This is a genomic window from Rhodanobacter caeni, assembly GCF_039523575.1.
GTDB classification, from domain to species: Bacteria; Pseudomonadota; Gammaproteobacteria; order Xanthomonadales; family Rhodanobacteraceae; genus Rhodanobacter; species Rhodanobacter caeni.
The window spans coordinates 766,184-777,473 of the sequence record NZ_BAAAFO010000001.1; the positions used below are offsets into that span (position 1 = coordinate 766,184).

General features: G+C 67.1%; 8 protein-coding genes. 1 reads left to right on the forward strand and 7 read right to left on the reverse strand.

Annotated features, from left to right (window positions below; translation table 11 throughout):
• Positions 1–44: 44 nt before the first annotated feature.
• From ABD017_RS03595 to ABD017_RS03610, 4 genes are all read right to left on the reverse strand, one after another.
• The gene (locus ABD017_RS03595; RefSeq protein WP_343880210.1) at positions 45–1,736 is read right to left on the reverse strand and encodes a GMC oxidoreductase; all 1,692 of its coding nucleotides are present in this window, start codon (positions 1,734–1,736) and stop codon (positions 45–47) included.
• Between the two features lie 167 nt (positions 1,737–1,903).
• On the reverse strand, positions 1,904–2,788 hold the full coding sequence (locus ABD017_RS03600; RefSeq protein WP_343880652.1) for a sugar phosphate isomerase/epimerase family protein: 885 nt from the start codon (positions 2,786–2,788) through the stop codon (positions 1,904–1,906).
• A 2-nt stretch (positions 2,789–2,790) separates the two neighbouring features.
• Entirely contained in the window at positions 2,791–4,032 is a 1,242-nt protein-coding gene (locus ABD017_RS03605) for a nucleoside permease (RefSeq protein WP_343880212.1), read from the reverse strand.
• Positions 4,029–5,219, reverse strand: a complete 1,191-nt coding sequence (locus tag ABD017_RS03610; RefSeq protein ID WP_343880214.1) for a Gfo/Idh/MocA family protein — start codon at positions 5,217–5,219, stop codon at positions 4,029–4,031. The genes ABD017_RS03605 and ABD017_RS03610 overlap by 4 nt, the downstream gene beginning before the upstream one ends.
• Positions 5,220–5,632: 413 nt before the next feature.
• On the opposite strand from ABD017_RS03610, the gene ABD017_RS03615 reads away from it, so the two are divergent.
• Complete coding sequence (locus tag ABD017_RS03615) at positions 5,633–6,712, forward strand: LacI family DNA-binding transcriptional regulator (RefSeq protein ID WP_343880216.1); 1,080 nt, start codon at positions 5,633–5,635, stop codon at positions 6,710–6,712.
• A 645-nt stretch (positions 6,713–7,357) separates the two neighbouring features.
• Here ABD017_RS03615 and ABD017_RS03620 read toward each other — a convergent pair.
• From ABD017_RS03620 to ABD017_RS03630, 3 genes are all read right to left on the reverse strand, one after another.
• Entirely contained in the window at positions 7,358–8,236 is an 879-nt protein-coding gene (locus tag ABD017_RS03620) for a formate/nitrite transporter family protein (RefSeq protein WP_343880218.1), read from the reverse strand.
• Positions 8,237–8,260: 24 nt separating this feature from the next.
• Positions 8,261–9,589 carry a PQQ-dependent sugar dehydrogenase gene (locus ABD017_RS03625; RefSeq protein ID WP_343880220.1) on the reverse strand — a complete coding sequence of 443 codons (1,329 nt, stop codon included), beginning with the start codon at positions 9,587–9,589 and terminating at the stop codon, positions 8,261–8,263.
• 124 nt (positions 9,590–9,713) lie between these two features.
• Positions 9,714–11,270, reverse strand: a complete 1,557-nt coding sequence (locus ABD017_RS03630) for an SDR family NAD(P)-dependent oxidoreductase (RefSeq protein WP_343880221.1) — start codon at positions 11,268–11,270, stop codon at positions 9,714–9,716.
• Positions 11,271–11,290 lie beyond the last annotated feature (20 nt).

Consider the following 11,290-nt stretch of genomic DNA (forward strand, 5'->3'; position numbering starts at 1 on the left):
CGGCCATCCGTGGCCGGGCTTCGAGGTTGAAAATGCACAACCTCTCAGATATTGCCGCGCTTGAGTTCTTCCACCGCATGGTTGGCGGCTCGCGCCGTCAACGCCATGTAGGTCAGCGACGGGTTCTGGCAGGCGGACGAGGTCATGCAGGAGCCGTCGGTGACGAAGACGTTCTTGCAGGCATGCATCTGGTTCCAGCCGTTGAGCACCGAGGTCTTCGGGTCGCGGCCCATGCGCGCGGTGCCCATCTCGTGGATGCCGGCGCCCACGTTGGCCTTGATCTTGTAGGGCGTGACGTTGCGGTAGCCGGCGGCGGTGAGCATCTCCACCGCATCGTCCATGATGTCCTTCTCCATGCGGATCTCGTTCTCGCCGTGGGCGGCGTCGAAGTTGAGCAGGGGCAGGCCATACTTGTCCTTGCGGTTGCGGTCCAGGGTGACGTGGTTGCGGTGCGACGGCAGCATCTCGCCGAAGCCGGTCATGCCGATGCGCCACTGGCCCGGCGACTGGGCCGCGCGTTTCAGCTCGTCGCCAAGCAAGGGCTCGTCCACCAGCCGCGTCCAGTCCTGGCGGCTGGCGCCGCCCTGGAAACCGAAGCCGCGCAGGTAGCCGCGCTTGTCGTTGCCGATGTTGCGGTAGCGCGGGATGTAGAAGCCGTTGGGGCGGCGGCCGGTGTAGTAGCGATCCTCGTGGCCGTCCACCAGCGCGCCGGCGCCGCTGCCGAACACGTGGTCCATGATGTTGTGGCCAAGCTCGCCGCTGTCGTTGCCGAAGCCGTTGGGGAAGCGGGTGGAGGTGGAGTTGAGCAGCAGCTGCGCGGTGCCGAAGGTGGAGGCGCAGACGAAGATGATGCGGGCGAAGTAATCGGTCTGCTGGCCGGTTTCGGCATTCAACACGCGCACGCCGGTGGCCTTGCCCTTGGCGTTGTCGTAGATCAGCTCGTGCACGATGGCGTTGGCCACCATGGTCATGTTGCCGGTGCGCTGGGCCGAGGGCAGGGTGGAGGAGTTGCTGCTGAAGTAGGCGCCGTACGGGCAGCCGCGCATGCACAGGTTGCGGTACTGGCAGGGCGCGCGTTGCGGGCTCTTGTCGTGCTTGAGCGGCGCCGACAGGTTGGCGGTGCGGCCGATGATCAGGCGGCGCCCCAGCTTGCTGGCCAGCTTCTCGCGGAAATCCTTCTCGACGCTGTTGAGCTCCATCGGCGGCAGGTACTGGCCGTCGGGCAGCTGCGCCAGGTGGTCGGTGTTGCCGCTGACGCCGATGAATTCCTCGACGTAGTCGTACCAGGGCGCCAGGTCGTCGTAGCGGATCGGCCAGTCCACGCCCACGCCGTCCTTCGCATTGGCCTCGAAATCCATCGGGCTGAAGCGGTAGCTCTGGCGCCCCCACATCAGCGAGCGGCCGCCGACCTGGTAGCCGCGGAACCAGTCGAACGGCTTGGTTTCCTCGTACGGGTTGTCGAGGTCGTCCACGAACCAGTGCTTGGTCGATTGCTTGATGCCGTAGAAGGACGGGCGCGTGTGCACCGGATGGCGGCGGATGTCCTCCTGTGTGGGTTCGTCGGCATAGGGCAGTTCCCATGGCGCCTTCATGGCGGTGGGGTAGTCGCCGTGCTCGACCATGCGGCCGCGCTCCAGCACCAGGGTCTTGAGCCCTTTCTCGGTCAGTTCCTTGGCGGCCCAGCCGCCGCTGATGCCGGTGCCGATGACGATGGCGTCGTAGATGTGGTTGTTCATGCGGGCCTCGGGGAAAAGGCGATCAACGGAAAAAGTGCGCGTTTAGGGAAAGTCAGAACAAACCTTTACTCGTCATTCCAGCGAAAGCTGGAATCCAGTGTCTTCAAGAGGCTACCGAGACGCTGGATCCCAGCTTTCGCTGGGATGACGACTTGTTCAAACCATCCTTAGCGCCACGGACGCAGGTAGTCGTAATCGATGCGCGCGGCATCGAGCTGGCTGATGCGGGAGAACGGGCCTTCCTGCTCGACAAAGCAATGCTTCAGCCCGGCGCGGTCGGCCGCGGCCATGATCGGCTGGTAGTCCAGCGTGCCGCGGCCCAGTTCGGAGCCGGGGTAGCTGCCGTTGCCGGCGCCGGGCAGGAAATCCTTGGCGTGCATCAGCGGCATGCGGCCGGGATTGGCCTTGAAATAGTCCGCGGGGTTTTTGCCGCCCATGTGGACCCAGCCGCAGTCCAGTTCGAACTGCACCAGGTCGTGCTGGGTTTCCCTCAGCAGCACGTCGTAGAACGTCTGGCCGCCGCCCACGTCGGAAAATTCCAGGTGATGGTTGTGATAGGCGTATTGCAGGCCGGCCTGCTTCGCTTTTTCGCCCAGGCGGTTGGCGTATTCCGCGGTGCGCTTGGCGCCGTCGAGCGAATAGTCCTGCTCGCCGGGCTTGCCGCTGGCGGCGGCCTCTTTCTGCATGATCGCCGGCAGCATGCTGCTGACGATGTAGTGCGCGCCCAGCGTGTGCGATGCCTCGATACCCGGCTCGAAACCGATGCCGTCGAAGTGCAGGCTGGGGCAGCGCAGGCCGGTGGCGTCCAGTTGGCCGCGCAAGGTGGCCGCGGTGCTGGTGATGATGGCCTCGATCTCGGTGTAGCCGATCGACTTCAGCGTTTTCAACGCACCGATCGGATCGTCCTGGTAGGCCTTGAGCACCATGTACAACTGGATGCCGAGCGGCTTGCCTTGCGAAGCGGCGGCGAACGCCTTTCCGGCCGTGCCGGTCGCCAGCCACGCGGCGGTGCCGCAGAGCGCGGAGCGGGCCAGGAATTGCCTGCGCGTCATCGTCACGGGGTTTTCTCCCGGGTGGCCAGGTTGAGGTGGGAAAGCTCGGGGTCTGCGGCGCGTTCGCGGTCCTTGAACAGCAGCAGGAACAGCACCAGCACGGCGGCAGCAAAGCCGGCGGCGGTCAGCCAGATCGGGCGCCACTGGTGCGCCACGAGGCCCTGGGCATCCGTCGCGGCATAGGCGTCGACGGCCAGCCCGGACAGCCACGAGCCCACGAACATGCCCAGGCCATAGGTGATGAAGGTGATCAGGCCCTGGGTGGCCGCGCGCAGGGCGGGCGGCGCCTCGCGATCGATGTAGATCTGCCCGACCACGAAGAAAAAGTCGAAGCAGATGCCGTGCAGGATGATGCCGAACCACAGCATCCACATCAGCTCGCCGGGCGCGCCGAAGGCGAACAGCACATAGCGCACCACCCAGGCCAGCATGCCCACGGCCAGCATGTACTTCACGCCCAGGCGCCGGAAGAACCAGGGGATCAGCAGCATGCAGAGGATTTCCGACATCTGCCCGCCGGTCATCTTGCCGGCCGCGTTGACCACGCCCACCTCGTTGAGAAACAGGTTGGTGAACGCGTAATAGAACTGCAGCGGAATGCAGATCAGGAACGAGGCCAGCGCGAACACCGCCATCGAGCGTCCGCGCAGCAGATGCAGCGCTTCCAGCGGCAGCGCCTGGCGCAACTCGAAGCGCTTGTTGCCGGCCAGCGGCGGGGTGGCGGGGAGGGTGAGGCAGTAACCGGCCATCGCCAGCGACAACCCGGCGGCGAGGTACAGCGGCGAGGCGGTGGCTTCGATGCTGGCCGCACCGACCACCAGGCCCACCACGATCCAGCCGATGGAGCCGAACACGCGGATGGCGCCGAACTCCTCGCGCGGATCGTCGATGTGGCGCATCGCCAGCGAGGTGGTCAGCGCCAGGGTGGGCATGTAGCAGAGGCTGTAGACCAGCAGCGTGGCGTACAGCACGCCGAACGCGTGCTGCTGCGCCGCGAAGCCCAGCAGCGCGGCACCCAGCACGTGCAGGGCGGCAAGCACGCCGCGGGTATCGAACCAGCGATCCGCCAGCAGGCCGGCGAACAGCGGCGAGATCATCGCGCCGATGGCCGTGGTGCCGGCGATGGCGCCGATCTCCGTGCCGCTGAAATGCAGCGTCTGGCCCAGCCAGGTGCCCACGGTGACGTACCACGCACCCCAGATCGCGTATTGGAAAAGCATCATCAAGCGAAGGCGCCACTTCATTTCCGTACTCCCCTTTTGCGTGGTTCGCGGTCGTCTTCCACGGTTTGCCATGTGCCGCCGGCGGCATGGCTCCTGAGCATGGCATCGATCACCAGCGCATTGCGGTAACCGTCGGCGAAGGTGGGCAGGGCCGCCGGTTTCGCCTGTGGCGTGGCGCCCTTGCGAATCCACGCGTAGGCATCGGCGATCAGGTTGCGGAAGGCGTCGCTCCAGGCTTCCGGATGGCCCGCGGGCAAGTGCGCGTAGCCGCGCGCGGCCGGATCGAGCAGGGCCGGGTCGCGCGACAGCACGGCGTTGGCGCGGTCGTGGTGGCCGATCCACAGTTCGTTGGGGTTTTCCTGCCGCCACGCCAGCGAGGCGAGGCGGCCGTTCACCTCCAGCCGCAAGTCGTTTTTGTGGCCGGGCAGCACCTGGCCCACGGTGACGCAGCCGCGGGCGCCGTTGTCGAAGCGCAGCAGCACGCTGGCGGTGTCCTCGCTGGTGATCTTCACCACGCGCCGCGTTGTCGCTTTTGCCTTGGCGAAAGCGCGCGTCGGCGCTTCCGCCACACGACGCACCGGTACGCCCGTGTACAGGTCGGCAAGCACCGCCACGATGCGCGCGCCGGTGACGTGTTCGGCCAGGTCGCACCAGTGCGAGCCGATGTCGCCCAGCGCGGAGCTGGCGCCGCCGCGGCGGGGGTCGAGCCGCCAGGAATAGGTGGTGTCGTCGGTGAGCCAGTCCTGCAGGTAGCAGCCGTGCACGAAGACGGGCGCACCCAACTTGCCCTTGGCGATCATGGCGCGCGCCTGCTGCACCAGGGCATGGCCGCGGTAATTGAACGTGACCACGTGCGCCACGCCGGCATCGCGCGCGGCCTCGTGCAACTCGCGGCTTTCCTGCAGGTTGCTGGCCAGCGGCTTGTCGGAGACCACATGCTTGCCGGCGCGCAAGGCCGCCAGCGAGATCTCCCGGTGCAGGTGGTTGGGCGTGGTGTTGTGAACGACGTGCACGGCCGGGTCGGCCAGCAGGTCGCGGTAGCTGGCGTAAGCGCGCCCGACGCCCAGTTCGCGCGCGCGCTTCTGCGCCGAGGCCTCGCTGGAGCCGGCCAGGCCCACGATTTCCACATCGCCCAGCCGTCGCACCGCATCGATGTGATGCGCGGCGATGAAGCCGGGCCCGACGAGCCCCATGCCGAGGGTCTTCATGCGGACGGCTCCCGATCTGGCGTCGATGCGATCGCGGTGGCGCCCTGGCCACCGGTCGATGCGCCGTTGGCGCCGGCCCTTGCGCGGGTGCCGATCGATCCGGACTCGCTTGCCATCTCCCCTCCGGCGGCATGCTGCCGCGTGCGATGTATTCGATTACATGGTGACCGACGGCGGCGAATTTCGGCTGCCGACTCCAGCTGGCCACGCAGAACAAAAATGCAAAAAACGACGGGACACGTGGCAAGCTGTGTAGCAGATGCGCAAATACTGGCGCAAGCGTTTCATGTAATCCATTACATTGCGTTGCACAAAAATGATGGCGGGCCGGCCGGGAGCCGGCCCGCCCGGCGCGTTGGGTCGCCGGGCGGATGCTATCGTGCGGCGCAGCGTCGACGAGGAGAGGGCTGACCGTGAGTTCGGAAGGATCCAGAGGCAAGCGAGCCGTTGCCCGTGCGCCGCGCAGCGCCGCAGTCGCGCCGGCGCGGGTAAGGACGATCAAGGAAATCGCCGCCATCGCCAATGTTTCGGTGGCGACGGTGTCGCGCGCGCTGCAGCGGCCCGAGGTCGTCAGCGACGCCACGCGCCAGCGCATACAGGAGGTGGTCAAGCGGCTCGGCTACACGCCCAACGCGCTGGCGCGCAACCTGCGCACGGCGCGCACGCGTCTGATCGTGGCCTTGCTGCCGGACATCGCCAATCCCTTTTTCTCCGAGGTGATCCGCGGCATCGAGCAGGTGGCGCACGAGAGCGGCTATTCGGTGCTGCTGGGCGAAACCCGGAGCAGCCTGGTGCGCGAGCAGGCCTATGCCGACATGGTCGCCGCGCGCCAGGCCGACGGCATCATCACCATGTCGCACCGCGTGCCGAAGATTCCGATGCCGGGCCGGCTGCCGGTGGTCAACGCCTGCGAGTACGTCAAGGACAAGCAGATCTCCAGCGTCTACGTGGACAACGTCGCCGCCGCCGGCGCCGCCGTCGATTACCTGGTGACACTGGGGCATCGCGAGATCGCCTTCATCGCCGGGCCGCCATCGAGCCCGATCTGCGTGGACCGCGAAAAGGGTTACCGGCTGGCCTTGCAGCGGGCGCAACTTGCCGTCGATCCCGCGTTGATGGTCAGCGGCGATTTCTCGATCGAGGCGGGTGAGCGCGCCGTGGAGTTGTTGCTGTCGCAGGGGCAGTCGTTCAGCGCGGTGTTCTGCTCCAACGACGAAATGGCGATCGGCGCCATGCGCGCACTGGGCTCGCGCGGGCTGCGCGTGCCGGAGGATGTCTCGGTGGTGGGTTTCGACGATATCCGTTTCGCGCGCTACACCTCGCCTGCGCTGACCACCGTGGCCCAGCCCAAGAACGCGCTGGGCCGCGAGGCCATGGCGATGCTGATCGAGCTGCTGGCCGATCCGGAGGTTCCGCCACGCAAGCGGGTGCTGTCGGCGGATCTGGTAGTACGCGGCTCGACCGCGCCGCCGTCGCCGCGCAAGCGGAAGTGACGATTCGGAGAGGGCTTGATTTTACAGCCCTTGGAGCAGCGAACTCCTCACCCGATCACACTGAGCGTAGCCGCCCGCAGGGCGGTGAAGTCGAAGTGGTGCGGGAAAGTTCAACGAGGCATGCCCTTCGACTCTGGCCGCTGCGCGGCCGACGCTCAGGGGGAACGGCGAGGGGGAGTGGAGTCTTCACAGCACCTGGAGAAGCGGCATCCTCCTCACCCGATCACACTGAGCGTAGCCGCCCGCAGGGTGGTGAAGTCGAAGTGATGCGGGAAAGTTCAACGAGGCATGCCCTTCGACTCTGGCCGCTGCGCGGCCGACGCTCAGGGGGAACGGCGAGGGGGAGTGGAGTCTTCACAGCGCCTGGAGAAGCGGCATCCTCCTCACCCGATCACACTGAGCCTAGCCGCCCGCAGGGCGGCGAAGTCGAAGTGCTGCGGGAAAGTTCACGAGGCATGCCCTTCGACTCTGGCCGCTGCGCGGCCGACGCTCAGGGAGAACGGCGAGGGGGGAGTGGAGTCTTCACAGCGCCTGGAGAAGCGGCATTCTCCTCACCCGATCACACTGAGCGTAGCCGCCCGCAGGGCGGCGAAGTCGAAGTGCTGCGGGAAGATACGGGACGTTCAAGCATGCGATAACTACGGATCAAGCCTCATCCCCGCGCACTTGCGCGTGGCTGATCAGGGCGAAGATGCAACTGCCGCCCACGATATTGCCCAGCAGGGTGGGCAGGCCGAAGTGGGCGGCGTAGTCGCCAAGCCCGGCGCCGCCGCTGAACACCAGATACAGCACCTCCACCGAGCCCACGATGATGTGGGTGAAGCCGCCCAGCGCGATCAGGTAGGTGGTCAGCACGATCACGGTGATCCGCGCCTGCTCGGCGGCCGGTACCAGCCACACCATGGTGGCAATCAGCCAGCCGGCCAGGATGCCCTTGGTGAACATCTGCCACGGCGAATTGCCCATCACCTCGGTGCCGATCCCGACCAGGGCCTCGTGCGTGGCCTGGTCGAACAACTGCATGTGCAGGATGCCGTACGCGAACAGGGCGGCGCCGATGAGGTTGCCCACGAAAACCACCGACCACAGCCGCAACAGCGAGCCGAGTTTGGCCAGGTCAGGATGCGTCATCAGCGGCAGCACGGCGGTCATCGTGTTCTCGGTGAACAATTGCTGCCGCGCCAGGATCACCACCAGAAAGCCGAACGGATAGCCCAGGCTTTCGATCAGGAAAGCGCCGGGCACCTCGCCGAGCCAGCGATGCAGCAGGCCGCGCGCCAGCATCGAAAACCCCATCGACAAGCCCGCGGCCAGCGCCGACCAGCCCAGCGCCGGAATGCTGCGGCCCAGCTCCTCCTCGCCCTGCAGCCGGATCGTTTCGTGCAGCACGGCGGCGCGCGGCGGCTGCTTTTCCTCCACGTCGTGCTTTTCTTCGGTTGAGAGGGAGAAGCCGTCTTTTTCGTCCGCGGTCTGGTGGTCGTCCGGCGTGGCGTCGGTGGCGAGTCGGTGCTGGTCGTCGTTCATGGCGCGCTCGGTGGGGACGGGCGCTCAATCGGCCCTGGTTGGCGCCGGTGTTACGCGCCAGACCGTGTTGCCCACGTCATCGGCCACCAGCAGGGCGCCCTTGGCGTCCACCGCCACGCCGACCGGCCGCCCTCGCGCGCGGCCCTGGCGGTCGAGAAAACCGGTCAGCACATCCTGCGCCGGGCCGGCGGGCTCGCCGTTGGCGAACGGCACGAAGATCACCTTGTAGCCACTGCGCGGACGGCGGTTCCACGAGCCGTGCTGGCCCACGAAGGCGCCGTTGCGATAACGCGCGCCGAGCAGTTCGCCGCGGTAGAAAACCAGGCCCAGCGAGGCGGTGTGCGGACCCAGCGCGTAGTCGGGCACCAGCGCCGATGCCACCAGGGCGGGGTCCTGCGGTTTCACCCGCGTATCGACGTGCTGGCCGTAGTAGCTGAACGGCCAGCCGTAGAAGCCGCCGTCCTTCACCGAGGTCATGTAGTCGGGTACCAGGTCGCTGCCCAGTTCGTCGCGCTCGTTCACCGCCGTCCACAGCGCGCCGCTCTGCGGTTGCCAGTCCATGCCGTTGGGGTTGCGCAGGCCGGTGGCAAACGGGCGCGCCGTGCCGCTGGCGATATCCACTTCGAGGATGCGCGCGCGATCCTTCTCCGCCGCCAGGCCGTTCTCGCCCACGTTGCTGTTGGAGCCCACGGTGACGTAGAGCTTGCGCCCGTCCGGGCTGGCGATGACGTTCTTGGTCCAGTGATGGTTGATGGTGCCGGCGGGCAGGTCGATCAGCTTGCGGCCGGGCGCGGTGATCGAGGTTTCGCCGCTGCGGTACGGAAACGCCAGCAGCGCGTCCGTATCGGCCACGTAGAAGGTGTCGCCCACCAGCGCCATGCCGAACGGGGAGTTGAGATGCTTGAGGAAGACGCGCCGCGTCTCGGCGACGCCATCGCCATCGACATCGCGCAGCAAGGTGATGCGGTTGGCGCTGGGCACGCCGGCCCCGGCGCCAGCCATGATCAGCCCGGCGATCCAGCCCTTGATGCCCTTGCTGTCGTGGGGCCGGGGCGGCGCATTGGTTTCGGCCACAAGCACGTCGCCGTTGGGCAGCGTGTAGAGCCAGCGGGGATGATCCAGGTCGCGCGCGAACGCCTGGACGGTCAAGTCGGGCGCAGCGACAGGATGTTCGCCCTTGGACCAGCCCACTGCCTTGGCGGTGTGCACGGTGGGGATCAGGGTTTTGTGCGGCGGTGGCAGTTGCGGGTTGGCGCCCATGCCCTGGCGCACGCTCAGCCGGGCCGATTCGCCGCAGGCGGCGAGGGCGAGCGGGGCGAGGGCGATGATGGCAATGGTGAGGGCGTGGCGCATGGCATCGCTCCCTGGAAGAAGCCGCAGTGCATACCGTTGACGGGCAAGGTGAGGTGAATGCGAAGAGCGCCCTCATCCGCCCTTCGGGCACCTTCTCCCGCAAGCGGGAGAAGGGGAACGGCGTTTACCAATCGGTGGGGCGGTAGTCCTTCAGGAACTGGCCCCACACGTGTTCGCCGGTGTTGAAGCCATGGATGATCGGATCGACGATGCGCGCGGCGCCGTCGACGATGTCCAGCGGCGGGTGGAAGCGTTCCTCCAGCACCTTCTTCGCCGCCAGCTCGGCCGGGTCCTCGTCGGTCACCCAGCCGGTGTCCACGGAATTCATGTGGATGCCGTCGTTGTGGTAATCCGTTGCCGAGGTACGCGTCATCATGTTGAGCGCGGCCTTGGCCATGTTGGTGTGCGGGTGGCGGGTGGTCTTGAAGCTGCGGTAGAACTGGCCCTCCATCGCCGACACGTTGACGATGTGCTTGTCGCGCTCGTCCGTGCGCAGCATCAGCGGCTTCAGCCGCGCGTTGATGATGAACGGGGCGATGGCGTTGACCAGTTGCACCTCCAGCAATTCCACCGACGGCACCTCGGCCATCAGCAGCCGCCAGGAGTTGCGCTGGCGCAGGTCGACCTGCTGCAGGTCCTGGTCAAGCCGGCCTTCGGGAAACAGGTGGCTCTGGGCCAGCAGTTCCTCGGGCAGCAGCGGCAGTTGCGACAGCTCGGCGGCACGGGTGAGGCCGGGGACGGCGGTATCGCCGCCCGCGCCACGGGGCAGGATGTTCGAGCCACGCAGGCCTTCGTAGTGACCGACCAGCTTGCGCACGTGCTCGGGCATGTCGTGCAGCGCGGCGGTTTCGCCCTCCATCATGTGCGCGTAGAACTCCGGCGGGCGGCGCACGGTCTGGCAGGCGTTGTTGATGATGAAATCCAGCCGCGGCCGGGTGGCCACCAGCTCCTGGCAGAACGCTTCCACGCTGGGTGTGTGGCGCAGGTCCAGGCCGTAGACCTGCAGGCGGTGACCCCACTCGGCGAAGTCCGGCTCCGCCGCGTAGCGCGCCGCCGAGTCGCGCGGGAAACGCGTGGTGACGATCAGCTCCGCACCGGCGCGCAGCAGCTTCAGGCCGGCCTGGTAGCCGATCTTCACGCGGCCGCCGGTGAGCAGGGCCACGCGTCCACGAAGGTCGGCCAGCTCGGTGCGCTTGGCGTAGTTGAACGCGGCGCAGGTCGGGCACATCTGGTCGTAGAAGAAATGCAGGGTCGAATATTTCTGCTTGCACACGTAGCAGTGTTTCGGCTCTACCGATTCGCGCGGCTGTGCGGCGTCGGCGTCGGGACCGACGTCGTGCGCGATGAAGCCCTCGGGCGCGAACACGTTGGGCGTGGTGAACACCGGCTTGCGGCGCAATGTGCGGATGCCGGTGCGGTTCAGCACACCGTCTTCGGCCTGCAGCTTTGCCGCGTGGCGTGCCTTTTCCGCAGCCTTCAGCTTCACCCGCCGCGCCACCGGGTCGGGATGGTAGACGTTGGCCACGGCCAGGTGCAGCCGCGCGCGCTCGTCGGCGGGCAGGCGGTCCAGCAACTGGCGATCGGCGGCCAGCGCTTCCAGCAGGGCGGTGGTTTCGCGCAGCTGCGCCAACAATGCAGACTCGGCGGCATCGTGCGCGGGCCGGGTGGGGTGGGCATTCATCGAAAGGTCTACCGCTGTGA